The following is a 25215-nucleotide window of genomic DNA, read 5'->3' on the forward strand; positions in this document are numbered from 1 at the left end:
GAATTGGAGAAATTAATACTAGATCAAACTTTTAAGGGACAAAATTATACAGCCACTCGATTACCAAGAGCGGAGTATGAAAATTGCATTTTTGAAGGCTGCGATTTTTCTAAGGGATATGTAGATAACCAAACCTTTTTAGAATGCGAGTTTATAGATTGTAATTTGAGCAATGCGAATATTGTCAATACGACTTTTCAAGAAGTAAAATTTTCGCATTGCAAACTCATGGGTTTGGCCTTCCAAACCTGCAATGCTTTTTTGATGGATTTTTCTTTTTTTGATTGTAACATGAGTTTTGCAATTTTTACAGAATTAAAGTTAGTAGGTCAAGTTTTTGTGTCTTGCAATATGGAAGAAGTAGATTTCGGAGATTGCGATTTAAGCAAATCGAAATTTGATGAGTGCCATCTAGAAAGAGCTGTATTTGAAAGAACCAACCTTCAAAAAGCTGATTTCAGCACAGCAATAAACTTTAGTATAGACCCGGACAATAATACGATGACAGGCGCTATATTCTCAAAAGATAATCTTGAGGGATTATTGCAGAAACATAAGCTTAAGATTTTAAAATAAAATAAAAAACTATGTACGAATATCAATATGTAAAAATATCAATAGGTGGAATATTTAACTCTAAACCAAAATCAAACTATAAAGAAATTATAGCAGCTAAAGCCAAAGAAGGATGACGATTTGTTCAAATTTTCGCACCTGGCACATCCACTTATGGCTCAGCATCTTATTTTGAATTGATTTTTGAAAAGAAAGTAGAATAAAAATGAACAAAGAAATAAAAGCAAAAATTATACAAGTTTGCGATACTAAGATAGCCGCAAAGGGAGAAAATGTAGGATTATCTTTCTATGCATTCTTCAAGAACAAAAATGACAATCCTGAGCTTTTAATGGAAGTGGCTCATTGGTGGATTTTAGAACATAAGCTAGACCATTTTGAAAAAGCGGTGAAGATTAAAGAGATGGTACTTTCATGAAAACATACAATAAGTTCAGCATAATTATCTGCTTGATTATAATATGTTTAAATCTATCGATTGATTTGGATACAAGTAATCTTATAAAGGTTAATTCTAATTATTCTTCTAATTCAGGTCTGGGACATGCAATGGTTTCAATACTTAGATTTTACGGTACGATAATAATCACTGGGATTCTTTTCATCATATCGATATTCATCGCTATTTTAAACAAAGATTTATATAAACCTTTTACAATTTTAAATCTGGCAATCATAATCTTAACGGGAGCTTTACCACTTCTTATGAATTAATATTTCGAAAATGAAAAACACCATTTTAATTCTATTTCTAATTGGCGTATTCAATAGCTGTAACAATCAAAAAATAAATCACAACGAGGCTGTTACTACATATTACAAGGCTTTTGATTCTGGCGAATTCAACAAAATCAAAGAAGTGATTCATGATAGTGTCACTTTAATTTCCGGTGATTTCATTATGCCATTTGACAAGAATACATTCTATGAATTCTATACATGGGATTCCATATTTGAACCATCATATGAAGTAATTGAATTGATTGAAGATAACGATGATGTCATTGCAACTATCTCTCAAAAGAATATACGTAATGCCTTTTTAAAGAACAATCCGCTAAAGTTGAATGTCAAAATATCGTTTGTATCAGGTAAAATCACAAAAATTGAAGAATTAGATTATATAGATGTCAATTGGGATACATGGTCGCAACGCAAAGATTCCTTAGTTAGTATGGTAAAAATAAACCACCCAGAATTAGATGGTTTTGTGAATGACATGACTATGAAAGGAGCTGTTAATTATTTACAAGCGATGGAGTTGTATGATAATAGAGATTAGACATGTTAACAAAAAATCGTTTCATCTCATCTAATAAGATAATTAATAAATATTAACACTTATTATATTTAATTATCTTTCGCACATATTTACATTTGAAATATCATAACAACAATTATTAACTAATTATTAGTCAAAACATTAACCATGAAAAAAATCACTTTATTACTAGCCATATTTACTATCGGCTTTACGTACGCACAATCACCATTAGAAGAAGGAGCATTGCAAGCAAATGCAGGATTTGGCTTTTCAGGCTGGGGAACTCCTATTTACGCAGGATTAGAATATGGCGTAGCACCAAATATCTCTGTTGGTGGAGAATTATCTTATCAAACCTATAAATACGGTAGCGGATTTGGTGGAGACTACAAGAGCACTATATTCGGTGTTACTGGAAATGGTAATTACCACTTTAATGAGGTATTTGAAATTCCAAGTCAGTGGGATTTATATGCAGGAGCTAATTTAACTTACTACAGCTGGTCAACTAAAATCAACGGAAGCACTGTTGATGATGTGGACGTTGATAATTTTGGTATTGGTTTACAAATAGGTGGTCGCTATTTCTTCGATGATAACTTTGCAATAAACCTTCAAGTAGGTGGCGGAAACGTTGTAAGTGGTGGAAGAATCGGAATCACTTATAAATTGTAAGAATAATTATTATATCAACAAGGGATGATTTATTAGTTTGTAAATTATCCCTTGTTTTATTTAAATACAATTGATGTCCTTTTTTGTATTCAATTAAACAATATAAAATCATTAACAATATCTTCCAGCATTTTTCTTAATTTACTATATAAGAACACTTTATAAATTTACTATCCCTTTTATAGCTTAGGAGCTTATTTTTACCATATGGAAGACAAGTTACAGTTACTAAAACAACATTTTGAAGAAATCGTTTCTTTAACTGATGAGGAGTGGAATTTTGTTAAATCGCACTTCGAATTTAAAAGTCTTAAAAAACACCAATTTTTAATACAAGTTGGACAACCTGTAGACTTTGAATATTGGATTATCAAAGGCTTGGTAAAAGCGTATTCCATAGACGAAAAAGGCAAAGAACATATTCTTCAATTTGCTATGGAAAACTATTGGGTGAGCGACCATTGTGCTTTTCAACATCAAGAACCAGGGACTATTTTTGTAGATTGTCTTGAAGATTCTGAGTTTTTCTGTTTGTCTTTAGAGAACAGGGAAAAGATTTGTTTTGAAGTCCCTGCCGTTGCCAATTTTTTCAGAATTAAATCGAATCACGGTTACATCAATCTGCAACAAAGAATCTTATCTTTACTTACTATGACCGCAGAAAGTAGGTATGAGTATCTATTAAATAAACTCCCAACATTAATACAACGCGTTCCTAAAAAATTAATCGCTTCCTATTTAGGCGTATCCAGAGAGACTTTAAGTCGTTTTAACAGCTAAAAGTGACCTAAATCACTTTTCAAGATTGATATACATCACAAAAAATCCGTGATGTATGTCCTCGCACACCCCTTGGTTTTCATAGAATTTTGTATCGAACAATTAAATACAATGTACTATGAAAACTACAAGAACACTTTTTCTATTATTTACAGTAATTGCCATAGGTTTTAACGCCTATGCGCAAGAAGACAAAAGACCGTTAATGGGTAACTCCTACGGTATTATCAATATTGATGAATACGTAACACTACTTCCTAAAAGTCATAACGGCATCATCAAAGACATCAGATTAATAGACCGCGAACACGCAGGTGTTAGAATCTTTAGGTTGTATGACGAAGTGCCTATGCACTACCATGCAAAATCGGATGCCTACCTCTACATTTTAAATGGCAAAGCAGAATTTTATGTTGCCGATAAAGGTCCTGTTGTTGCTGGAAAAGGAGACTTATTGTTTTGGGGCAAAGGTACAGCACACGGTAACGGAAAAATTTTAGAAGGTCCGTTAGACGTACTCGTTTTTGATGCCATTGCCAGAGACCCAAGCGATGTTATCTGGGTAGACCCATCAACCCAAAAGAAATTTTTAGGCAACTAATCAAATCACATTCAATTTTAAAAAACAATAACGATGAAAACAATAACAATTATAAAGACAGTCTTGTTCGCATTTGTAATGAACTTTACACTACTAGCACAAGCACAATTAGAAACTATAGCAACATTTCCAGAATCTAGACCAGGGAATATAACAGTGTCTAACGACGGAAGAATATTTGTAACAATGAGTGCCTTAAGCGCTTCAAAATATATGGTGAAAGAAATTTTGCCTAATGGAGAAGCCATTCCGTTTGGTGATAAAGAATGGATTGTAAAACCAGAAAACGGAAGTATAAAAGGTATCAATTCAACCATCGGAATTCAAGCCGATGCTAATGGAATTCTTTGGGTGTTGGATATGGGTAACGTAAAGCAAAACCAGGCACCAAAATTGGTTGGATTTGATTTGGTTACCGGTAATGTCACAAAGGTTTTTCCTATTCCGAATACGGTATTGTCATCAAAACCTTTTTTACAGGATTTTGTGATTGATGTAAAAAATAACACTGCTGTAATTGCAGATATGACCGATGCTTTAAATCCGCCTATTGCACCTGCTTTTGTAGTGATAAACTTAGAAACAGGTTATATAAGACGAGTTCTGGAAGGGAATGCATCATTTTTGTCTGCTGATGAGCCAGTGAAAATTCACGGTAGATTAGTCTCTCACAAAAGAAAAGATGGTACAACTATTCAGCCAAGATATCCTTTAAACCCAATTTCTATAGATGATGAAAACAAGTATATCTACTATGGTGCAATGGGAAACACTAAAATTTACCGCATTCCGTCTGCCGTATTAGCAGATGAAAGCAAGCAAGATAGCGACCTTAATAAGTACATCGCGTTTTATGCCAACAAACCAAAATCTGACGGATTTAAAGTGGGTGCAAACGGTAAAGTATATGTCACCGATGTTGAAAATTCAGCTATTGTAGAAAGTACGCCTGCTGGAATGAAAACCATTGCGCAATCTAAAAAAGACCTGTCTTGGCCCGATGGTGTTGCCATACACGAAAACTACTTGTACATCGTAGCCAATCAGCTACATAATCTGCCTTTGTTAAATAAAGGAAAAGATGCTAGTAAACCGCCTTATTTGGTATTAAAAATGAAGCTTCAAGATTAAATAAAATTAAAAATAAGGTGATGTATGAGCAGTGTTAACTGTGACATACATCACTTTAAAATGGTGATGTACATCCTCGCACACCTCTTGCTTTAATCGGAAATTTGTATCAGAAATTTAAAAACATATTAAAATGAAAACAATAGTAAATACATTAAAAACAATTGCCTTAGCAGCTACACTTTTCACTACTTTAACTACAAACGCACAACAAGTACCAACGTCACCTTATGGTGCTGACGATGAAATTGGCGCACTAAACCTTTTGAATGAAGAAACAGTTTTGGATGCGGTAAAATTGGTTAAAAAAGGAAAAGTATACCGCCTAGGAATGGTGGTGAATGCAGAAACCGCAGCTTTCCGTCACAGATACTTTCATATTGAAACTTTACAGCCAGAAACTGCTGCTGCAGGTTCTAACAAATTCACTTATGTAGATGACCAATTAATTGGTTGGACAGGTGTTGGGTCTCAAATTAACGGATTGGCACATTATGGTAGAGACAATGTGCATTATAACGGACATAAAGTAGAAGATTTTTTAACCGTTTCTGGTGTTAAAAAATTAGGGCTAGAAAAATTACCTCCAATTGTAACTAGAGGTATTGTTTTGGATATGCGCTCCTATTATAATCAAGATATTGTAAAAGAAGGTACTGTTTTTACAGTTGAAGACATTAAAAAAGTAGCCAAAAAACAAGGCATTGAAATCCGTAAAGGAGATGTGGTTCTGTTTTATACAGGATGGACCAAATTAATGGGTAAAGATGACAAACGCTATTTAGCTGGCGGACCTGGAATTGGTACAGAAGCTGCGCATTATTTAGGTAAAAAAGGAATTGTAGCAGCCGGTGCAGACAACTGGTCTTTTGAGGCTGTACCACACGAAAACAGCGAACTTTCTTTCCCTGTAAATCAAATGATGGCAACCGAATACGGTGTACAAGTTTTGGAAAATATTCTTGTAGATGAGTTGGTTGAGGATAAAGCTTGGGAATTCCTTTTTGTATTAGGTCACCCTTTATATGAAGGCTCTACGCAAGTACAAATAAACCCTGTTGCCATTAAATAACAATAACAAAAAACAATTAGAAATTATGGAAACATCAACAATACATAGAGATACTACGGTAGCCAAAAAGAAGAGCCTACCAGCAGCATTATGGGCATTAACCATAAGTGCATTTGCCATAGGAACAACGGAATTTGTAATTGTAGGTTTATTATCTACCGTTGCAAACGACCTAGGCACATCATTAACATCAGCAGGATTATTAGTAAGTCTGTACGCCATTGGTGTTGCCATTGGTGCACCTATTTTAACTGCATTAACGGGTAAAATTCCTAGAAAACAATTACTAATGGGTATCATGTTACTATTTATAATTGGTAACGGATTAGCAGCTATATCTCCAAGTTTTGAGTTATTGTTATTATCAAGAGTCGTAACAGGTTTTGCTCACGGTGTATTCTTTTCTATTGGGTCTACCATTGCAGCTAGTTTAGTTCCAAAAGATAAGCGAGCAACCGCTATCTCTATAATGTTTGCAGGTCTTACTGTGGCTATTGTAACTGGTGTGCCTTTAGGAACATACATTGGTCAGAATTTTGGGTGGAGAGCAACCTTTATTGGTGTTGCCCTTTTAGGATTAGTAGGTGCAATAGCTAGTTTAGCTTTGGTGCCTAAAAACATAAAACAATCTGCACCATTACGATTTATTGACCAATTAAAAGTGATTAAAAATCCGTCTATTTTATTGGTGTTAGCCATTACCGCATTTGGTTATGGTGGTACATTTGTCACCTTCACATATTTGACGCCATTATTGGAAGAAGTAACCGGTTTCTCTTCAAATATGACCAGTGTATTCCTTTTAATTTATGGTATCGCTATTGCCATAGGAAATATTATTGGTGGTAAAGTATCTAACAACAAACCCGGAAAAGCATTATTGGTAATGTTTGCGTTACAAGCCATTGTGTTGTTTGTTTTATACTTTACGGCTTCTAGTCAGATTTTTGCAATAATAACCTTATTTTTTATGGGAATACTTGCCTTTTCGAACGTGCCAGCATTGCAATTATACGTTGTGAAAATGGCTGAAAAGTACTTACCAGGAACAGAAGACGTAGCATCTGCATTAAACATCGCAGCTTTTAACGTAGGTATTGCTATTGGTGCTTACGTAGGCGGAATGGTTGTAGAATCGAGCTTAGGTATTGAAGCAACACCTTGGGTAGGTGGTATTCTAGTGATTGTAGGATTCTTGTTGACCCTAGTTTTATTCAAAAAAGAAAAAATATAAATAATGACTGCATTAAAATTTAGAAATAACGACGAAATGCCAATTTTAGGCTTAGGAACTTTTAGATCTGAACCTAATGAAGTGTACAATGCAGTACTTTCCGCTATTAAAATTGGATATAGACATATAGATTGTGCTGCGGCTTACGGAAACGAGAAAGAAGTAGGTAACGCCATTGCTGAAGCAATTAAAAAAGGTTTGGTTAGGCGAGAAGATTTATGGGTGACTTCAAAATTATGGAATGCTTCTCACGGTGAAGAGAATGTAATTCCTGCGTTGAATCAAACTTTAGAAGATTTACAACTAGATTATCTAGACCTGTATCTTATCCACTGGCCAGTAGCTTTAAAAAAAGGAACAGAAATGCCAGAAAAAGCATCCGATTTTATTCCGCTTTCAGAGGTGCCATTAACCAATACTTGGAAAGGTATGGAAGCTGCTTTAGAGCAAGGTCTTGCAAAGCATATTGGCGTGAGTAATTTCAATGAAAATCAGCTTAAGGAAATAATGGAGAGTGCAGTGCATCAACCAGAGATGAATCAAGTGGAAATGCATCCGTTTTTACAGCAAGAAGAATTAAAAACATTCTGCTTACAACACGATATTCTGCTAACCGCTTACGCACCTTTAGGTTCGCTTGTAGATAAAAACACCACGCTACGTTTGTTGGAAAATGATACGATAAAAAACATAGCCGACTCAAGAAAAATGTCGCCTGCACAAGTAGCATTGGCATTTACGATGCAACGAGGTATTGCGGTCATTCCTAAATCGATTAATGAAGCACGATTACTTCAAAATTTAGAAACGATAAACCATACACTTACTGAAGAAGATATGGCGTTGTTGAAGGATTTAGATAAAGGACACCGTTTTATTGATGGCAAATTTTGGGAAGTTGAAAATGGACCATACACTGCAGATAGTATCTGGAATGCTTAATCCCATAATTCATCAGGAGTCTTAACGGATGCCTGATGAATTTAATAAAAACACACTATGAATCAATTTGATAAACTATATAGACCAGGCAAAATGACACTTGGTATAGAGTTTCCTTTAGATAATGATTGGTCATCAGAAGGAAATCGCAAACGTTTGGAAGATAACAGACCTTTTGGCGTGCCCGATATTTCTAACCATTTGGCATTAGCAAAACAAATTGATGAAGCAGGGTTCGCTGCTTTATGGATGCGAGATGTTCCTGTATATGACCCTAATTTTGGTGATGGTGCTCAATTGTTTGACACCTTACCGTACTTGGGATATTTATCTGCTGCTACCAAAAACATTTTGTTGGGTACAGCTGCCATAGTATTGCCTCTACAACAGCCTATAAAATTGGCAAAAGCTGCTGCTACCATAGAAAATTTAAGTGACGGAAGACTTTTGTTAGGTTTGGGGTTGGGCGACAGACCTGTGGAGTTCCCAATGTACAATATCGATTATAATAAAAGACCAGAAATCTTTAGAAACAATCTTGATATCATTAAAGAAGCTTGGAAAACGAATAGCGATTTAAAATCTAAATATGATTTTTTAAATAGCGGTATTGAAGTCTATCCTAAACCGAAAAAAGACATTCCACTTGTAGTAGCTGGTCATTCAGGACAAAGTATTAATTGGATTGCAAAAAACGCGCAAGCTTGGTTTAATTACCCACGACCCTTAGCAGTAACTTTAGAAAACAGAAAATACTGGTGTAACGCCTTGTATGATGAAGACCAAGCGGCCAAACCTTATATTTCGGCCATACATTTAAACTTAGATCCAAATGATAATGCTACTTTTAAACCACAGCGTTTCGGTGGTACAGTAGGTATCAACCATCTTACCGAATATTTAAAGTCCTATGAAAACGTTGGTGTCAATCATATGGCAATAAACCTTAGAAAATCTGAAACTCCGGTTAGTGAGGCTATTGCTAAAATTGAGGAAGTAGTTTTGCCGCAATTCTTAAATAATTATATCGTTAATGAATTATAATTTTCGATAGAAGGTAAACAACAAGGCTATTTGAAAAAAATAAAATTAACACTTCATGAACAAAGTACACCACACCGCAATCATCTGCTCAAATTACGAGGTTTCTAAACAATTTTATACTGAGGTTTTAAACTTAGAAATTATTCGAGAGGTATATCGAGAAGAGCGACAATCTTACAAATTAGATTTGGCATTGAAAGGTGACTATATAATTGAATTGTTCTCTTTCCCTAATCCGCCTAAAAGACCGTCAAGACCAGAGTCTTGCGGATTGCGACATATTGCATTTGAAGTAGACAATTTAGAAAAGATTATTGCACATTGTAAAAAACACGATGTATTAGCAGAACCTATTCGTATAGATGAGTTTACCAACAAGCGATTCACCTTCATTGCTGACCCAGATGACTTGCCTATAGAGTTTTATGAAAAATAAGCGAAGTCGTTTGTAAACGTTTAATTTGTATCTTGTTGCAAATACTAGAACATGAAATTTTTACTGCTTTTTTTACTTTCCTCAACGTGTTTACTACAGGCACAAAATACGGTTTCTTTTGAAGAAGGAATGATGAGTCCCGCCGCAACATTAAACAATATAGAATGGCTTGCAGGACATTGGAAAGGAGAAGCATTTGGCGGAATTGCGGAGGAAATATGGAGTCCGCCTGCAGATGGTTCCATGATGTTCTCTTTTCGATTACTCGATAAAGGTGAAGTAAGTTTTTATGAATTCGGACATCTTATAGAAATCGATGGCACGCTAATGCTACAACTCAAACATTTCGATGCTAATTTAAGTGGTTGGGAAGAACGAGATGAAAATATAGAATTTAGATTAGTTAAAATAGAAGAGAACAAATTTTACTTTGATGACTTAACTATCGAGCGTATCTCTGATAAAGAAATAAACATGTATGTTGAGGTTGGTGAAGAAGACGGAACATCGAACGAAGTCACCTTTAATTACCACAGGCAATAGATGAAAAAGGAATGTTTAGAATGCGGAAAAGAAGTTATGGGCAGAGTCGACAAAAAGTTCTGCAATGATTACTGTCGCAATACCTTTAACAATAAAGTAAACCCAGACAGCAAAAACCTTATTAGAAATATCAATAATAAGCTTCGCAAAAACCACCGTATTCTTGATAGCTACAAATTAAAAGACGGCAAAACGAAAACCACCCGAATGCGGCTAATAGATAAAGGTTTTGACTTCGACTTTATCACCAATCTATACACCACAAAAAAAGGGACTACCTATTACTTTCTATATGATTTAGGGTACCTACCATTAGACAATGATTTCTATATGATTGTAAAAAGAGAGTAGCTGGCTGTTGGCTGTTGGCTGTTAGCTGTAAACATTATATAAAAAAAAAGTCTCCTTTTAGGAGACTTTTTTTATAAGTTAACTTCTTACTTTGTACTTCTTACTTAATAAAAATCTATTTCCAATTATGACCACTTAATTTAAGTGCGGCCACAACGATATCTTTTCTACTTATTTGCCCTACCAATATTCCGTTTTTCATTACTGGCAGTCTTCTTCTATTATGTTGTGCAAAAATACCTGCTGCATCAAAAATTGAAATATCATGAGGAATCGTTTCTACTGACTTTGTCATGAAATTCTCTACACTCTTATCTAAAATAGGCTGATTGAAGTAACGACTTTCAGAAATTTGCTTCATACAATCGGCTTCAGAAATGATACCGACCAGAAATCCGTTATTATCTAAAACCGGTCCACCAGATATATGATGTTTGGCAAATTTCTCCATTACGGCTAAAATTGAATCATCTGGCGAAAAAGTGATTAACTTAGTGGTCATATAATCAGCGACCAGTATTGGGGCTTCAAATTCCTTTTTAAATACTTTTCGAACACCTTGAAAGCTTTTGATTCCCATGATAGTTTATTTAGAGGTTGATTACTAAAGATAACAAATAAAACGAATTTTACTAATATTTTTCGATGTATACCTATTTATACTCAGTATTTTAGGACTTTTTAAAAGAATATCATAATCATGAGAAAAACACCAACCGTATTAACTTTACTTCTTATTATTCTTGCCACATATTGGAGTTTTAGAGTGTTACTACCACAATATAGTGAGGGCGAAACGGTCGCAGAAACTGAGTTTTCTACCGATAGAGCCTTGCAACATGTAAAAGAAATATCAAAAGAACCACATGGTGTCGGGTTTCCTGCACATAGGACTGTCCGTAATTATATTACTGCAGAACTCCAAAAGTTAGGTTTGGAAACTTCTTTACAAGAAGGGTATACCGCTGGTGATTGGGGTAATTTGAGCAAAGCAGAAAATGTATTGGCGAGAATTAAGGGAAGTGAATCTGTTAAGGCCTTATTACTGCTAAGTCATTATGATAGTAATCCGCATTCTTCATTAGGTGCTAGTGATGCCGGTAGTGGTGTTGCTACAATTCTAGAGGGCGTAAGGGCTTTTTTAAGGACTAATACCACACCTAAAAACGATATCATCATTCTCATATCCGATGCTGAAGAATTAGGTCTTAACGGTGCCGATCTATTTGTAGATAAACATGAATGGCTGAAAGATGTTGGCTTGGTTTTAAATTTTGAAGCTCGTGGTAGTGGTGGACCAAGTTATATGTTAATGGAGACCAATAGAGGTAATAGTAAATTAATTACTGAATTTATAGCTGCAAATCCTGAGTTTCCAGTAGCAAATTCACTTGCCTATAGTATTTATAAGATGTTACCCAATGATACGGATCTAACCGTATTTAGAGAAGATGGCGATGTAGAGGGGTTCAACTTTGCGTTTATTGATGATCACTTCGATTACCATACCCAAATAGACAATTATGAAAGATTAGATAGAAACACGCTGGCTCACCAAGGCAGCTATCTAATGCCATTATTAAGCTATTTCAGCAATGCTGATATCACCAACTTAAAAAGCCTTGACGACAACGTATATTTTAACGTACCCTTCTTTAAAATGGTTTCTTATCCGTTTTCTTGGATTATGCCCATGCTTGGTATCGCTATTCTCTTTTTCATCATCCTATTAATCTCTGGATTCAGAAAAAAAGTGTTGAATGGAAAAGATATTTTAAAAGGATTTATTCCCGTACTCTTCACCTTGGTTGTTAACGGAGTAGTAGGGTTCTTCAGTTGGCAATTTTTGAAATGGCTTTACCCAGGTTATAGTGATATACTACACGGTTTCACCTATAATGGTCACGCCTATATATTTGCTTTCACCCTATTTTCATTAGGTACTTGTTTTTATGCCTACTATAAATTTAAAGTGATTAAAACAGCGAATTTATTGGTCGCTCCTTTTGTAATTTGGATTATCATTTGCGGACTAGTAGCGGTGTATTTACAAGGTGCTGCATTTTTTATTATACCAGTATACAGCTTTTTGGTTGCCTTTTACGTGCATATCAATCAAAAGAATCCAAATGCATTTTTACTAGTATTTCTTGGTATTCCTGCCTTATTCATATTCGCACCCTTCGTGAAAATGTTTCCGGTTGGCTTAGGTCTCAAAATGTTAGTGGCTACTACTCTATTGACGACATTAATCTTCTTTTTATTACTTCCCTTGGTTACCAAATACAGAAAAAAAGGTGCCTTGGCATTTTTAAGTTTCTTGTTGTTTGCAGGCTTTATGGCATCTGCGCATATGAACTCTGGCTTTACTAACGATAGACCGAAACCAACTAGCTTACTATATGTTTTAGATATCGATGAAAATAAAGCGAAGTGGGCAACTTATGAGCATCGACCTTCTGACTGGACTTCGCAATACATCACCAAAAAAGCTGCAGATACTCTTCTTTCAAAAAAGACAATAAGCAGCAAATACGGCTCTAATTTTACGTTTACAAATGAAGCTCCATTAAAGAATGTACCAAAACCAACTATTGAGGTGCAACTAGATACTATAGTAAATAATATTCGTGCAGTTCATTTATGTATTACTCCAAATAGACCTATAAACCGGTTGGAAGTTTTCACCAATGATGTTGATATTTTAAAGGCAGATGTAAACGGAATAGAACTGTCTGAGTATTTTCTTAAAAATAGATATGGAGGTAGACTGATTACACATTATATCAGTGATAAAAATTACACGGACATTATGCTAGAAGTACCTGTGGAACAAGAATTGGAACTTACCATATATGAAGCTTCTAATGATTTACTTACAAATGGATTGTTCACGATACCAAAGCGAAAAGAAAATCAAATACCAATGCCATTTGTATTGAACGACGCCATATTAACCATACAAAAAGTGAAATTTGAATAAGAAAATAGGCGTAATTGGTTGTGGATGGATGGGTTTACCATTAGCTGAAAGTTTAATAGCTAGCGGTTATACAGTTAATGGAACTTCCACATCTAATGAGAAAATATCGGTATTAAAAGAAAGAGGCATCACACCGTTTAAAATAGCTTTATCCGAGAATGAAATTAATGGTGATATCGATGCATTTCTTGATTCGGTTTCAGTTCTTGTTATAAACATTCCTCCCAAATTAAGAGGAAAAGGCCCTAAAGAAAGTTACATCGCAAAGATTACATTACTTCACCAAGCTATTAAAAAATCGACAGTAAAAAATATCATATTTGCAAGTAGCACGGCAGTTTATGGTAATACAGAAGGTACTGTAACCGAAAAAACGGCACCTCAACCCACCACTGAATCTGGCATACAATTAGTACAATGCGAAGACCTTTTGAAAAACGACAAAGAGTTAAATACAACGATCATTCGATTTGGCGGATTAATTGGACCCAACAGACACCCAGTAACGATGTTATCGGGTAGAGAAAACCTTAGTAATGGCGACGCACCAGTTAACTTAATTCATTTAGATGATTGTATTGGTATTATAAAAAAGGTCATAGAATGTAACCATTATAATAATATATTGAATGCAGTATACCCTGAGCATCCGACGAAAAAAGAATATTATACGTTACAAGCGGCTAAAAGAGGAATACCAGCTCCACAATACACTGCAACAGGGCAAAATCAAAAATTAATCTCAATTTGTAGTATTTTTCTTATTAACAACTATAACTTTCTTACATCCATAAACTAACCCTTCACAACACTTAGCTTCCCTTTCACAACAAATACCTGAAAACAGCGTTAATATATTGTTGGTTTTCAACTACTTATCGACGTATGACATACCTTTGTTTAACAATATAAAGCCATATTATTATGAAGAAAGATAAATTACGGGAGAGGGTTTTAGTTGAATTAGAGAAGCTCATCTCCCTAAGTTGCAAGAACCCAAACGGTTCTAAAAAGTACGAAGAACTACATATTGCATTATTGAAAAAATACTATAATGCAACAAATGTAACAATAGACTATCATCGCCATAGAATTAAAATGGAGGTTATAGAAGACGATAGCCTGTATGACCCTAAAACGGTAAATACTTATTTACCAACATTTTACACAAACTTATTATTTAATAACTTGTGTAAGTTTCTAATTTCATGTGTTGAAAAAGACAATAAGAGTATTGGCTTTTATACACAGCTTTTAAATTCTTTTAGAAAATCTAATAACAGGTTAGAAATAGCTTAAGAATTTAAAAACTATTGAAGTTTTAAAAAGGCGCCTTGTAGGGCGCCTTTTTCATTTCTAACATTTAAACCTTTCCTTAACAGGATCATACAGATTATTTTAATAGTTTAGCGCACTTTAAAAAGAACAAGAAAGATGAAAAAATCAGTTTTAATAGTTGTAGCTGCCGTATTATTATCAGGTAGTTATGGATATTCACAAACCAAATCAGAATTACTAAAGCATTACGAAGCATTTTATGATCAAATGCGTTTACAGGGCGATGTTGATGGTGTAATCAATGCATTGACACACTTAAATATTTTATCTCCATCTCAACAACGAAATGACACCCTTGCCTATATTTATGCAAATGACAATCAACATTTACAAGCACTAAACATTATCGGAATCGAGAAAGTAGATTCTGATTCTAATTTAGCTATTCAAGTAAAAGCAGTTTCATTAAAAGCATTGAATCAGCCAAAAAGAGCCTTAGAGCAGTTTGAAGCATTAAACGCAAGAGAGCCAAATGCATACCTTGCCTATGAATTGGCTGATTTAAAAGTACAAACTGGCGATAACGTTGGTGCAATGAAGCATGTTGAATATGGTATTACCAATGCTACAGATGACATGACATACGCATTCTATGAGCGCCAACAACCATACGAAGTTCCTTTAAAAGCTGCATTTATTCATGTAAAAGCACTTATTCAATATGGTATGGACAAGAATAATATTGATCAAGCAATCGCTACTTTAGACGAGGCATTGGCTATCGACCCAAATTTCAACTTGGCAAGTTTAAGCAAGCAAGCTCTGACTTCTAGAAAAGAAGCTCCTGAAGAGAAAAAATAATAGTGTATTATTATTGAAATAAAAAAGGCGAATCTTACAGATTCGCCTTTTTTGTTAATTTATTTTTAAGCACTTTTAAGAGCAAATCGGTTGGTACGGTTATTAATAAGAAACAGTATACCGCTTTCTAAAGCCCTTCAATATTCCTGAAACCCAGAAACCTTCATTTGTGCATTAAGCAACTCATCGAACTAGATTAATTGTCTTCATTTTTAAGTAATTCATCTGGCAAGGTATTATTGACTACTACATTAAACTGGTTTCTTAAATCATTATAAGCAGTGATCATTTGTTTCATAGATTCCTTCGGATTTTGTATATACTCCAAATCACCCTTCGTTTTTAAGACATAGGTTTTAAATAATTTCTGTCTGCCTTTTATCTGCGGAATATTGAATTTCTCTGGATACTCGCCATCTTCCATTAACTTTTGATTCTCTACTAACTCATCTATCACAAACTGAAAATCTTCAATATTTTCAGAAGTATAAATTTTATCAAAACTCTTCTCTAAGGTATTATACTCTAGCCAGTCTTTTAATATTTTCTGTGCTTTAGCATCGACTCGAATTTTAGTAGGTAGGCTATCTGTTGTTTCTTCCCAACGAGATTCTCGAATAGTAGTATTCTCTTGTGCAGCATCTTTACAAGAAGCAGCTAGTGTAACGATTAATAAAAAAAAGATAATTTTGGACATAAGCGAATGTACAAATTTTAAGAAAAGGTATCTTTATCTCAAATTCATTTAACGCAAATTTTAATGTCAAAATACATATTGATTATTGGGGCCTGTGGTCAAATAGGAACAGAATTAACCTTAACGCTAAGAGAAAAACACGGTGGTGAAAACATTATTGCTAGTGATATTAGAGAAGGTAACGATGAATTAATGCAATCTGGACCTTTTGAAATTTTAGATGCCACCAATTACGATGCCTTAGAAGAAGTAATCGCCTATTACGATATCTCTGAAGTCTACCTAATGGCTGCGATGTTGAGTGCTACAGCAGAAAAATTCCCCATGCGTGCGTGGAACTTGAATATGAATACGCTTTTCAATGTATTGAATTTAGCAAAGGATAAAAAAATAGAAAAGATTTTCTGGCCGTCAAGTATTGCCGTTTTTGGTCCGAATACTCCCAAAGAAGATACTCCGCAAAACACCATAATGGAGCCAAGTACCGTGTACGGAATAAGCAAGCAAAGCGGAGAACGTTGGTGCGAGTATTATTTTAATAAGTTTAATGTGGATGTAAGAAGCATTCGTTACCCGGGGCTTATTAGTTGGAAGACCATGCCAGGTGGCGGAACAACAGATTATGCCGTAGAAATTTACCATAAAGCCCTTACGGAAGGCTCATATACTTGTTTTCTAGAAGAGAATACTAAATTACCTATGATGTTCATGGACGATGCCATACGTGCCACTTTACAGATAATGGAAGCACCAGAAGAGAACATTAAAGAACGTTCTGCCTATAATTTGGCGGCAATGAGTTTTACGCCCAAAGAAATGGCAGAAAACATAAAGGCTGTGCTACCAAAATTCAAAATAGCCTACGAACCCGATTTTAGACAAGAGATTGCCAACTCATGGCCAAGTAGCATTGATGATACCAATGCACAAAACGATTGGGGTTGGAAGGCTGAATTCGACCTTCAAAAAACGACACAAGTCATGTTAGAAAATTTGAAGGAATAACTAGTGAACAAGTGCATTTAGTCATATTAGTTTAAATCAATCGCTGGTTACCCCATTTCGATTTTATACTTTATAGTATATTAATCCGTTATTCACAGGAAACCAACCTAAAATTCAAAATTATGATTTACGGACTTACATTAATTATTCTTGGAATATTAGCAGTGCCTTCATTGCTTTTATCAAAAAAACCAAATGCAAAAGAGCTATTAGACAAAATCACACCTTATCAAGGTTGGATCGGACTAATTTTCTGTATCTGGGGTATCTGGGGTATCATTAGCGCAGTATTAAACCTTGGTATGCTTGGTAGTTTTCCGATTTGGTGGATTACCTGGATAGCTGTTAGTATTGTTACTGCAGTATTAGGCTTCTTATTAGGTTATGGCATGATTCAAGAAATGCTTTTATCTAAAAATGCAGAAGCGATGAAAAAAGGAGAAGAGTTAAGAGCTAAACTTGCACCATTACAGGGCAAATTTGGTTTAGCAGCTATTGGTCTTGGTGTTTGGGCTATTATATCGAGTTTAATGTTTATGGGATAATCCTATAAATTATGCCCGAACCACTATCAAGGTTCAACTTATAATATAAAAAGAGGTTACCTTTTCAGGTAACCTCTTTTTTTGTTTTTACACTACTTAAAATTAGAACTTAGTTGATAAACTTCAATCGCTTTTCAATTGCCATAATCATGGCATTGGCGATGTCTTTGCCTGTCGCATTTTCTATACCTTCTAAACCTGGCGAAGAGTTTACCTCTAACAATAATGGTCCTTTATTAGAACGAATAATATCTACACCTGCCACTGCAAGGTTCAACACCTTTGCTGCTTTTAACGCCAGTTTCTTCTCGTCAGCAGTAATCTTGATGATAGAAGCTACACCACCTTGGTGAATATTAGCTCTAAATTCTCCTTTTTGCGCTTGGCGTTGCATACTTGCCACTACTCTACCATTTACCACGAAGCAACGAATATCTTGCCCGTTTGCTTCTTTAATAAACTCTTGCACCAATATGTTGGTATTAACACTCTTAAAAGCGTTAATAACACTTTCTGCAGCCTTATTGGTTTCTGCCAGAACAACACCTTTACCTTGTGTACTTTCAAGAAGCTTAATAATTAACGGAGCACCATTAACCATTTTGATTAAATCTTTGGTATCCATCGGTGATTTTGCAAACCCTGTAATAGGAATATGAATATCATGATTAGAAAACAACTGAGAAGCGAACAACTTATCTCTAGACTGCGTAATTGCTTCGGCAGAGTTTTGACAATACACTCCCAAGTTATTAAATTGACGGATCAATGCACAACCGTAAAAAGTAACTGAAGGTTTAATACGCGGAATAACTGCATCATAATCCTTTAAAATAATACCACCACGATATCTAATTTCAGGCGAATGTGCATCGAGCTTCATATAGGCTTGCTCTACATTCAAGAAATGTATTTCATGCCCTCTAGCCTCAGCGGCTTCCATGATTCTTTTATTACTATACAAATTAGGATTACTTGCAAGAAGTGCAATTTTCAATCCTGTTTTCTCTTTGTAGTAAGGAGCATATAACTTATTTACATCACTATCATCAAAATCTTGTAACTGATAATTTAAAGCAGGGTTTACGATAAATCGCTCATTCAATGCTTCTCTACCCAATAGCATTCGAAACTCCATCGTATCTCTATTTGCAAGCGTCAGTTCAATTTCAAAAGTATCTTCACCAATAGTAACCGGAGTTTTGATGACCAAACGTTCTTCAGATATACCCGATGAACTTTTTACCATTCGGCGAGCAACCAATCTTGCCTGGCATTCAATGGCAATACTGCGATTTTCTTGCAAAGGGCTCACCTCAAACTTTACCCATTCTTGACCACTTTTTGTAATTATTTTAATGTTGGTAGCTTGTATGGAAGATGTTTTCGCTCCTGAATCTACCCTTGCTTTAATAGCAGGTATACCCAAATCATTAAACACACACCACTCTTCACTACCTATAATCTGTAAATTATCCAATATTATTGTTTTTTACCTCCTGTTATAATAACGGAGTTTTATTATTTCTTTTTTAACTCAAACAAATCTGTTCTTCTATCTTTTAAATTGCGTACCGCACCAAATTGATTAAGTTCTCGCAATAGGTCAATATCTACATCTGCGATTAAAATCATTTCTGTATTCGGGGTAGCTTCTGCCTTTATACCATTGGTTGGAAAAGAGAAATCGCATGGTGTAAATACCATAGATTGTGCAAATTGAATATCCATATTCTCAACATTTGGCAAGTTACCTACACTACCGGCAATAGCCACATAACATTCATTTTCTATTGCACGAGCCTGAGCGCAATGACGTACTCTAGAATATCCGTTTTGTGTATCGGTCAAGAAAGGTACGAACAAAATATCCATACCATCATCTGCTAGTATTCTACTTAATTCAGGAAATTCAGAATCATAACAAATCAAAACTCCTATTTTACCACAATCCGTATCAAAAGTCTTTAGCTGCGTACCACCTTGCATTCCCCAAACTTTTGCTTCATCTGGAGTAACATGCAATTTTTCATAGCGTTCCATACTACCATCTCTTCTACATAAATAACCAACATTATACAAACGACCATCTATCATTTCAGGCATACTACCAGAAATAATGTTGATGTTATAAGAAATCGAAAATTCAGAAAATTTCTGAACTATGGCTTGAGTATGTTTTGCCAGCTCTCTAATAGCATCGGCTGTAGACATATGATTATTTCCCGCCATCAAGGGTGCATTAAAAAATTCTGGAAATAACGCAAAATCAGATCTATAACCAGAAACAGAATCTATAAAAAATTCGGCTTGTTGTAAAAGTTCCTCTAAGTCTTTATAAGGGCGCATTTGCCATTGAATCAATCCTAAACGAACAATTGATTTTTTGGTAGCCGCCTTTTTATTAGGCTTTTGATAATAGATATTATCCCATTCCATCAAAATAGCAAAGTCTTGCGATGCCTTATCACCATCTAAATACCCTTTCATTACTTTAGCAGGATGAAAGTCGTTACTTATTTGAAAACTCAGTACCGGATCATGAATTTCTTTACGACGAACCTTAGCAATATATTCTTTTGGCGAAAGTTCTGCAGCATGTGAATGATAGTTAGGCATACGACCACCAAATACAATACTTTTTAGATTTAACTTTTCACATAGTTCTTTTCTGTAGTCATACAAACGACGCCCCAAACGAAGACCTCTAAAACTAGGTTTTATGAATACTTCGATACCGTAAAGCACATCACCTTCATCATTATGCGTATCGAAACTATACTTACCCGTAATTTGTTCGTAGGTATGGGTGTCATCAAAAGAATCATAATCAACAACTATAGACAAAGCTACACCTGCCAATTGACCGTTAATTTTGATAACAACCTGCCCTTCTGGAAATTTATCGATTAAAGATTTTATATGTTCCTCTTTCCAATATGACCCAGGCATGTTGGCATAAGCAGAAATCATAGCTGTTTTCAATTCTTGATAATCATCAAGATCCAAAAACTTTAATTCAATATTTTCAATTTCGTCAATTTTCATTTATCTGTTGTAAGCACAACGATATTTAGTTTAATTTTTATGTGTAATTAATTTTTCCGGCTTACTTAAAGCAAACCGGAATTTAAGTATGTAATCTTAGTAGTGTATTAGAAGAATTAATCTTCGTCTGCACCATCGACCATATCTTCAGGATCTGGCTCAACTACTGCTGTTGGATCATCATCATCGAAATCTTCATAATCATCCACATCATAATTTTCCATTGTATACTCAAGCTTGGCACTGATTTTTACCAAATATTTGGTGTCTTCAGTTAAAACCTCAACTGCTTCGATACGTTCGCCTTGTCCGTTTCTGAAAGAGATGATATTACGATCATCGTACCCATCTGGGTATCTGTCTACCAAAAGCTTAAGAACCTCTGGCGTCAATTTTTTAAAATCCACAATGACTCTGTTTAAATGTGCGTTCTTGTCCATAATTACATATCTAATAGGTAAGCAAAAATTAACGGTGCAACAATTGTCGCATCACTCTCAATTATATATTTGGGTGTATTAATATCTAATTTACCCCATGTTATCTTCTCGTTAGGCACTGCACCTGAGTAAGAACCATAACTGGTGGTACTGTCACTAATTTGACAGAAATAGCTCCAGAACGGTGTATCTGTACGTTCCATATCTTGATATAACATCGGTACTACACAAATAGGAAAATCACCAGCGATACCACCACCAATTTGGAAGAATCCGATTCCTTTTTGCGAATTTTCAGTATACCAATCTGCCAAGAAGGTCATGTACTCGATACCAGATTTCATAGTACTAGCTTTCAACTCGCCCTTCATTACATATGAAGCAAAAATGTTTCCCATAGTACTATCTTCCCAACCTGGGCAAATGATAGGTAGGTTCTTTTCTGCAGCAGCATACATCCACGAATCTTTAAGGTCAATTTCGTAATACTCTTCAAGTACTCCAGAAAGTAACATTTTGTACATGAACTCATGTGGTAGAAAACGCTCTCCTTTATCATCGGCATCTTTCCAAATTTTGAAAATATGCTCTTGTAATCTTCTAAAAGCTTCCTCTTCTGGTATACAAGTATCTGTTACCCTGTTTAAACCTTTCTCTAACAGATCCCACTCGTCTTGCGGCGTCAAATCTCTATAGTTAGGCACACGTTTGTAATGAGAATGCGCTACCAAGTTCATGATATCTTCTTCTAGGTTTGCGCCTGTACAAGAAATGATTTGCACCTTATCTTGACGGATTACCTCTGCAAATATTTTACCTAATTCTGCAGTAGACATAGCACCAGCTAATGAAACCAACATTTTGGCACCATTTTCTAACTGCTCTTCATAACCTTTTGCAGCATCAACTAATGCAGCGGCATTAAAATGCAAATAGTATTTTTCTATAAAATTGGTGATAGCACCTTTAGTCTTCGTCATCTTCAAATTTTGAATTTGTGTTAGCTTTATAATCTATGTCAAAAGTATTGTCATACTCTTGATCGAAATCTTGCCCTGCAAATTTATAGCTGAGCATTTTATAATATAATTTCGCCGCCAAGAAATCTGACGATTTATCGTTTTTATTAGGGCACAGTTCTACAATATCAAAACCTACCACATTCTTTTCTTCAAAAACCTGCTTTAAGAATTCCATTGTTTCGTACCAAAGCAATCCGCCTGGTTCTGGAGTTCCTGTAGATGGCATAATAGAAGGGTCAAAAGCATCTAGATCAAACGTTATAAATACGTTCTCTGTCATAGCTTCAACCACTTTATCTGTCCAATATTCATCATTGACCATATCATGTGCGAAGAAAGTTTTCTCTTCGTCCATAACCGTCTTTTCAATAATATCCATAGAACGAATACCTACCTGAACTAAATTGGTAGTCTGGCTTGCCTCATATACCGCACAAGCATGATTATACTTGGTACCTTCATACGACTCTCTTAAGTCGGCATGCGCATCTATTTGCAACACTGTTAAGTTATCGAAACATTCATTAAAGGCACGTATAGAGCCAATTGAAATAGAATGCTCACCTCCAAAAAGGGTCACAAACTTATTACGTTTAATAAAGTCTTTAGTAACAGCATGAACTTCATTAACCACAGCCTCTGCCGAACTGTTCTCAGTTATAGGCTCGGTTAAGTGAATACCTTGTTTATAAACCTCAGAATCGGTTTCAATGTCATACAATTCCATGTTTTCAGAAGCTTCTAAAAAAGCTTCCGGACCTTTGTCCGCTCCTTTACCCCAAGTACTGGTTCCGTCATAAGGAACAGGTATCAAGATAATTTTTGATTTTTCAAGTTGTGCGAATTCATCGGAAATTCCGGCATAATTCTTAGATGTACTCATGATATTTTAGCTATTATTAAGTGGTTTTTTAGTACTATTTTCAATTCTATATACGTATTTCTATAACTGTCGGTCGTTATAACCAAACTATTTTTATTCATCTTCAGCGGTAACATCATACCCTAAAATGTCTAGTAAGTCTTCTGCCTTTTGCTGAGCTCTAAATTGTTTGTAAGTGAAGTTGCCATTTTCATCTTTATCAATTAATATATGCTTTGGTTGCGGAATTAAGCAGTGTTGTAAACCGCCATACCCACCAATAGATTCTTGATATGCACCTGTATTGAAAAAGCCGATATATAATGGTTTCTCTCTCTTATATTTTGGTAAATAGATAGCATTCGTGTTTTGCTCGCTATTATAGTAATCATCACTATCACAAGTCAATCCGCCTAACAATACACGCTCATACTCATCGTTCCAACGGTTAATTGGGAGCATGATAAATCTTTTGTTGATTGCCCAAGTATCTGGTAATGTTGTTATGAAAGATGAATCGATCATATTCCATTTTTCACGATCATTTTGTTGCTTCTGGTATAAGATCTCATAAATAGCACCACCGCTTTCACCTACCGTAAAGCTGCCAAATTCAGTAAAAATATGAGGAACAGGAACATCTGCCTCTGAACACGTAATATTGATCTGATTTAAAATTTCGTTGATCATATATTGGTAATCATACTCGAAAGCCAATGAGTTTTTAATCGGGAAACCGCCACCAATATTCAAGCTATCTAATGAAGGGCATATCTTCTTTAAGCGAACATATACTTTTAAACATTTTACAAGCTCGTTCCAGTAATACGCATTATCACGAATACCAGTATTGATAAAAAAGTGAAGCATTTTTAGCTCTACCTTATCATTATCTTTTATTTGGTTTTCGTAAAACGGAACAATGTTTTTGTACCCAATACCTAAACGAGAAGTATAGAACTCGAATTTTGGCTCTTCTTCTGATGCTATACGAATACCTACTTTAAAAGTATCGTTAATAGCATCTGACAATAAATCTATTTCTTCGTAATTATCAATAATTGGTACACAGTTCTGGTGTCCGTTATTGATTAAACGAGCAATATTGTCAATGTATTTTTCACGTTTAAATCCGTTACAGATTACATACGTTTGATCGGTTAGTTTTCCGTCTTTCTTAAGCTTTTCAATAATATTGATATCAAAAGCAGAAGAGGTTTCCATATGGATCTCGTTCTTAAGCGCTTCATGCATTACATGTTGAAAATGCGAACTTTTAGTACAATAGCAATAATGGTACTTACCTTTATAGTTATTCTTTTCAATAGCGTTTGCAAACCAGTTTTTAGCTCTAAGAATATTCTCAGATATTTTTGGCAGGTATGTAAACTTTAAGGGGCTACCGTATTTTTCGACCACCTCGTTTAAAGGTATGCCGTGAAACTGTAAGTGCTCGCCATTTAAATTAAATTCTTCTTGTGGAAAATAATAAGTTTGATCAATAAGATCAATGTATTTGGTATTCATGAAATTGAATATTATATAATGATGAAAATATGATTATGATAAATATAGTAACTAACCTAAAGACTTAAAGTTAAGAAAACGTAACTTTAATAGGCAGGAAATCACACCAGAATTTGCTTCTGAGTAGTAGGAATAAAAAAGTAATCATGCTGACTTTGCATGATAGTAGAAAATGAGTTGGAAGTTTGCTTTACTAATCGGCAACCTATCTTATAAGCCATTTGTGAGAAACACTTCCAATTTCCCTCAAACCCGAACATAGAATAATGGTACATAATGTTCAGCTAAAAGCTTGAAA

At 34.9% G+C, this 25215-nt stretch carries 29 protein-coding genes; 21 read left to right on the plus strand and 8 right to left on the minus strand.

What is annotated here, in order from left to right:
- The first annotated feature begins 3 nt into the window (after positions 1–3).
- The 15 genes from ACJJVT_RS14690 to ACJJVT_RS14760 all read left to right on the plus strand — a co-directional run bounded on the left by ACJJVT_RS14690 (position 4) and on the right by ACJJVT_RS14760 (position 10649).
- On the plus strand, positions 4–576 hold the full coding sequence (locus ACJJVT_RS14690) for a pentapeptide repeat-containing protein (protein WP_405399706.1): 573 nt from the start codon (positions 4–6) through the stop codon (positions 574–576).
- Positions 577–587: 11 nt separating this feature from the next.
- Positions 588–692 (plus strand): DUF4177 domain-containing protein, encoded by a 105-nt coding sequence (locus ACJJVT_RS14695; protein ID WP_405399707.1) that lies wholly within the window; start codon positions 588–590, stop codon positions 690–692.
- A gap of 89 nt (positions 693–781) precedes the next feature.
- Positions 782–994 (plus strand): DUF6500 family protein, encoded by a 213-nt coding sequence (locus ACJJVT_RS14700; protein ID WP_405399709.1) that lies wholly within the window; start codon positions 782–784, stop codon positions 992–994.
- Positions 995–1300: 306 nt separating this feature from the next.
- Positions 1301–1858: a hypothetical protein gene (locus tag ACJJVT_RS14705; protein WP_405399711.1), complete on the plus strand. Its 558-nt coding sequence runs from the start codon at positions 1301–1303 to the stop codon at positions 1856–1858.
- Between the two features lie 147 nt (positions 1859–2005).
- The gene (locus ACJJVT_RS14710) at positions 2006–2515 is read left to right on the plus strand and encodes an outer membrane beta-barrel protein (protein WP_405399713.1); all 510 of its coding nucleotides are present in this window, start codon (positions 2006–2008) and stop codon (positions 2513–2515) included.
- Between the two features lie 207 nt (positions 2516–2722).
- Positions 2723–3295, plus strand: coding sequence for a Crp/Fnr family transcriptional regulator (locus ACJJVT_RS14715; protein ID WP_405399715.1), 573 nt, complete (start codon positions 2723–2725; stop codon positions 3293–3295).
- Between the two features lie 118 nt (positions 3296–3413).
- Complete coding sequence (locus ACJJVT_RS14720; protein WP_051941812.1) at positions 3414–3896, plus strand: cupin domain-containing protein; 483 nt, start codon at positions 3414–3416, stop codon at positions 3894–3896.
- 33 nt (positions 3897–3929) lie between these two features.
- Complete coding sequence (locus ACJJVT_RS14725) at positions 3930–5027, plus strand: L-dopachrome tautomerase-related protein (RefSeq protein WP_405399717.1); 1098 nt, start codon at positions 3930–3932, stop codon at positions 5025–5027.
- A gap of 133 nt (positions 5028–5160) precedes the next feature.
- On the plus strand, positions 5161–6099 hold the full coding sequence (locus tag ACJJVT_RS14730; protein WP_405399718.1) for a cyclase family protein: 939 nt from the start codon (positions 5161–5163) through the stop codon (positions 6097–6099).
- Between the two features lie 25 nt (positions 6100–6124).
- On the plus strand, positions 6125–7333 hold the full coding sequence (locus tag ACJJVT_RS14735) for an MFS transporter (RefSeq protein WP_405399719.1): 1209 nt from the start codon (positions 6125–6127) through the stop codon (positions 7331–7333).
- 3 nt (positions 7334–7336) lie between these two features.
- Positions 7337–8275, plus strand: coding sequence for an aldo/keto reductase (locus ACJJVT_RS14740; protein ID WP_405399720.1), 939 nt, complete (start codon positions 7337–7339; stop codon positions 8273–8275).
- A 57-nt stretch (positions 8276–8332) separates the two neighbouring features.
- Entirely contained in the window at positions 8333–9319 is a 987-nt protein-coding gene (locus tag ACJJVT_RS14745; RefSeq protein WP_405399721.1) for a TIGR03571 family LLM class oxidoreductase, read from the plus strand.
- 55 nt (positions 9320–9374) lie between these two features.
- On the plus strand, positions 9375–9755 hold the full coding sequence (locus tag ACJJVT_RS14750) for a VOC family protein (RefSeq protein WP_405399722.1): 381 nt from the start codon (positions 9375–9377) through the stop codon (positions 9753–9755).
- A gap of 51 nt (positions 9756–9806) precedes the next feature.
- Complete coding sequence (locus ACJJVT_RS14755; RefSeq protein WP_133686072.1) at positions 9807–10298, plus strand: DUF6265 family protein; 492 nt, start codon at positions 9807–9809, stop codon at positions 10296–10298.
- Positions 10299–10649, plus strand: a complete 351-nt coding sequence (locus ACJJVT_RS14760) for a hypothetical protein (protein ID WP_405399723.1) — start codon at positions 10299–10301, stop codon at positions 10647–10649.
- 115 nt (positions 10650–10764) lie between these two features.
- Here the strand turns inward: ACJJVT_RS14760 and ACJJVT_RS14765 are convergent, their stop codons facing one another.
- Positions 10765–11229, minus strand: coding sequence for a CBS domain-containing protein (locus ACJJVT_RS14765; protein ID WP_036151428.1), 465 nt, complete (start codon positions 11227–11229; stop codon positions 10765–10767).
- A 120-nt stretch (positions 11230–11349) separates the two neighbouring features.
- On the opposite strand from ACJJVT_RS14765, the gene ACJJVT_RS14770 reads away from it, so the two are divergent.
- The 4 genes from ACJJVT_RS14770 (at position 11350) to ACJJVT_RS14785 (ending at position 15771) form a co-directional block, all read left to right on the plus strand.
- On the plus strand, positions 11350–13632 hold the full coding sequence (locus tag ACJJVT_RS14770; protein ID WP_405399724.1) for a M28 family peptidase: 2283 nt from the start codon (positions 11350–11352) through the stop codon (positions 13630–13632).
- On the plus strand, positions 13625–14431 hold the full coding sequence (locus tag ACJJVT_RS14775; RefSeq protein WP_405399726.1) for an SDR family oxidoreductase: 807 nt from the start codon (positions 13625–13627) through the stop codon (positions 14429–14431). The genes ACJJVT_RS14770 and ACJJVT_RS14775 overlap by 8 nt, the downstream gene beginning before the upstream one ends.
- 125 nt (positions 14432–14556) lie before the next feature.
- Entirely contained in the window at positions 14557–14931 is a 375-nt protein-coding gene (locus ACJJVT_RS14780; RefSeq protein ID WP_405399727.1) for a hypothetical protein, read from the plus strand.
- A 135-nt stretch (positions 14932–15066) separates the two neighbouring features.
- Entirely contained in the window at positions 15067–15771 is a 705-nt protein-coding gene (locus ACJJVT_RS14785; RefSeq protein ID WP_405399728.1) for a hypothetical protein, read from the plus strand.
- Positions 15772–15967: 196 nt separating this feature from the next.
- Here the strand turns inward: ACJJVT_RS14785 and ACJJVT_RS14790 are convergent, their stop codons facing one another.
- Entirely contained in the window at positions 15968–16468 is a 501-nt protein-coding gene (locus ACJJVT_RS14790) for a hypothetical protein (protein WP_405399729.1), read from the minus strand.
- Positions 16469–16531: 63 nt separating this feature from the next.
- Between ACJJVT_RS14790 and ACJJVT_RS14795 the strand changes: the two genes are divergently transcribed.
- Both ACJJVT_RS14795 and ACJJVT_RS14800 read left to right on the plus strand, forming a co-directional pair.
- On the plus strand, positions 16532–17473 hold the full coding sequence (locus tag ACJJVT_RS14795; RefSeq protein ID WP_405399730.1) for an NAD-dependent epimerase/dehydratase family protein: 942 nt from the start codon (positions 16532–16534) through the stop codon (positions 17471–17473).
- A gap of 122 nt (positions 17474–17595) precedes the next feature.
- The gene (locus ACJJVT_RS14800) at positions 17596–18018 is read left to right on the plus strand and encodes a hypothetical protein (protein WP_405399731.1); all 423 of its coding nucleotides are present in this window, start codon (positions 17596–17598) and stop codon (positions 18016–18018) included.
- Between the two features lie 109 nt (positions 18019–18127).
- Here the strand turns inward: ACJJVT_RS14800 and rimK are convergent, their stop codons facing one another.
- The 6 genes from rimK to ACJJVT_RS14830 all read right to left on the minus strand — a co-directional run bounded on the left by rimK (position 18128) and on the right by ACJJVT_RS14830 (position 24917).
- Positions 18128–19501: a 30S ribosomal protein S6--L-glutamate ligase gene (gene rimK / locus ACJJVT_RS14805; protein ID WP_405401047.1), complete on the minus strand. Its 1374-nt coding sequence runs from the start codon at positions 19499–19501 to the stop codon at positions 18128–18130.
- 38 nt (positions 19502–19539) lie between these two features.
- Positions 19540–21066, minus strand: coding sequence for a bifunctional GNAT family N-acetyltransferase/carbon-nitrogen hydrolase family protein (locus ACJJVT_RS14810; RefSeq protein ID WP_405399732.1), 1527 nt, complete (start codon positions 21064–21066; stop codon positions 19540–19542).
- Positions 21067–21182: 116 nt separating this feature from the next.
- On the minus strand, positions 21183–21506 hold the full coding sequence (locus ACJJVT_RS14815) for a hypothetical protein (protein WP_299798197.1): 324 nt from the start codon (positions 21504–21506) through the stop codon (positions 21183–21185).
- A gap of 2 nt (positions 21507–21508) precedes the next feature.
- Positions 21509–22486, minus strand: a complete 978-nt coding sequence (locus tag ACJJVT_RS14820) for a deoxyhypusine synthase family protein (protein WP_405399733.1) — start codon at positions 22484–22486, stop codon at positions 21509–21511.
- Positions 22473–23411, minus strand: a complete 939-nt coding sequence (gene speB / locus ACJJVT_RS14825) for an agmatinase (protein WP_405399734.1) — start codon at positions 23409–23411, stop codon at positions 22473–22475. The genes ACJJVT_RS14820 and speB overlap by 14 nt, the downstream gene beginning before the upstream one ends.
- 93 nt (positions 23412–23504) lie before the next feature.
- Positions 23505–24917 (minus strand): arginine decarboxylase, encoded by a 1413-nt coding sequence (locus ACJJVT_RS14830; RefSeq protein ID WP_405399735.1) that lies wholly within the window; start codon positions 24915–24917, stop codon positions 23505–23507.
- Between the last annotated feature and the right edge of the window lie 298 nt (positions 24918–25215).

It is taken from the genome of Maribacter sp. Asnod2-G09 (assembly GCF_045063795.1).
GTDB lineage: Bacteria > Bacteroidota > Bacteroidia > Flavobacteriales > Flavobacteriaceae > Maribacter.

What these genes read in the sequence shown, in the direction of transcription:
- ACJJVT_RS14745 (WP_405399721.1), top strand. Translation starts at nt 8,333, where the DNA reads ATGAATCAATTTGATAAACTATATAGACCAGGCAAAATGACACTTGGT.
- ACJJVT_RS14785 (WP_405399728.1), top strand. Translation starts at nt 15,067, where the DNA reads ATGAAAAAATCAGTTTTAATAGTTGTAGCTGCCGTATTATTATCAGGT.
- ACJJVT_RS14700 (WP_405399709.1), top strand. Translation starts at nt 782, where the DNA reads ATGAACAAAGAAATAAAAGCAAAAATTATACAAGTTTGCGATACTAAG.
- ACJJVT_RS14695 (WP_405399707.1), top strand. Translation starts at nt 588, where the DNA reads ATGTACGAATATCAATATGTAAAAATATCAATAGGTGGAATATTTAAC.
- ACJJVT_RS14740 (WP_405399720.1), top strand. Translation starts at nt 7,337, where the DNA reads ATGACTGCATTAAAATTTAGAAATAACGACGAAATGCCAATTTTAGGC.
- ACJJVT_RS14715 (WP_405399715.1), top strand. Translation starts at nt 2,723, where the DNA reads ATGGAAGACAAGTTACAGTTACTAAAACAACATTTTGAAGAAATCGTT.
- ACJJVT_RS14765 (WP_036151428.1), bottom strand. Translation starts at nt 11,229, where the DNA reads ATGGGAATCAAAAGCTTTCAAGGTGTTCGAAAAGTATTTAAAAAGGAA.
- ACJJVT_RS14755 (WP_133686072.1), top strand. Translation starts at nt 9,807, where the DNA reads ATGAAATTTTTACTGCTTTTTTTACTTTCCTCAACGTGTTTACTACAG.
- ACJJVT_RS14810 (WP_405399732.1), bottom strand. Translation starts at nt 21,066, where the DNA reads ATGAAAATTGACGAAATTGAAAATATTGAATTAAAGTTTTTGGATCTT.
- ACJJVT_RS14710 (WP_405399713.1), top strand. Translation starts at nt 2,006, where the DNA reads ATGAAAAAAATCACTTTATTACTAGCCATATTTACTATCGGCTTTACG.
- ACJJVT_RS14730 (WP_405399718.1), top strand. Translation starts at nt 5,161, where the DNA reads ATGAAAACAATAGTAAATACATTAAAAACAATTGCCTTAGCAGCTACA.
- ACJJVT_RS14830 (WP_405399735.1), bottom strand. Translation starts at nt 24,917, where the DNA reads ATGAATACCAAATACATTGATCTTATTGATCAAACTTATTATTTTCCA.
- ACJJVT_RS14770 (WP_405399724.1), top strand. Translation starts at nt 11,350, where the DNA reads ATGAGAAAAACACCAACCGTATTAACTTTACTTCTTATTATTCTTGCC.
- ACJJVT_RS14820 (WP_405399733.1), bottom strand. Translation starts at nt 22,486, where the DNA reads ATGACGAAGACTAAAGGTGCTATCACCAATTTTATAGAAAAATACTAT.
- ACJJVT_RS14735 (WP_405399719.1), top strand. Translation starts at nt 6,125, where the DNA reads ATGGAAACATCAACAATACATAGAGATACTACGGTAGCCAAAAAGAAG.
- speB (WP_405399734.1), bottom strand. Translation starts at nt 23,411, where the DNA reads ATGAGTACATCTAAGAATTATGCCGGAATTTCCGATGAATTCGCACAA.
- ACJJVT_RS14795 (WP_405399730.1), top strand. Translation starts at nt 16,532, where the DNA reads ATGTCAAAATACATATTGATTATTGGGGCCTGTGGTCAAATAGGAACA.
- ACJJVT_RS14750 (WP_405399722.1), top strand. Translation starts at nt 9,375, where the DNA reads ATGAACAAAGTACACCACACCGCAATCATCTGCTCAAATTACGAGGTT.
- ACJJVT_RS14780 (WP_405399727.1), top strand. Translation starts at nt 14,557, where the DNA reads ATGAAGAAAGATAAATTACGGGAGAGGGTTTTAGTTGAATTAGAGAAG.
- ACJJVT_RS14720 (WP_051941812.1), top strand. Translation starts at nt 3,414, where the DNA reads ATGAAAACTACAAGAACACTTTTTCTATTATTTACAGTAATTGCCATA.
- ACJJVT_RS14800 (WP_405399731.1), top strand. Translation starts at nt 17,596, where the DNA reads ATGATTTACGGACTTACATTAATTATTCTTGGAATATTAGCAGTGCCT.
- ACJJVT_RS14725 (WP_405399717.1), top strand. Translation starts at nt 3,930, where the DNA reads ATGAAAACAATAACAATTATAAAGACAGTCTTGTTCGCATTTGTAATG.
- ACJJVT_RS14760 (WP_405399723.1), top strand. Translation starts at nt 10,299, where the DNA reads ATGAAAAAGGAATGTTTAGAATGCGGAAAAGAAGTTATGGGCAGAGTC.
- ACJJVT_RS14815 (WP_299798197.1), bottom strand. Translation starts at nt 21,506, where the DNA reads ATGGACAAGAACGCACATTTAAACAGAGTCATTGTGGATTTTAAAAAA.
- ACJJVT_RS14790 (WP_405399729.1), bottom strand. Translation starts at nt 16,468, where the DNA reads ATGTCCAAAATTATCTTTTTTTTATTAATCGTTACACTAGCTGCTTCT.
- ACJJVT_RS14705 (WP_405399711.1), top strand. Translation starts at nt 1,301, where the DNA reads ATGAAAAACACCATTTTAATTCTATTTCTAATTGGCGTATTCAATAGC.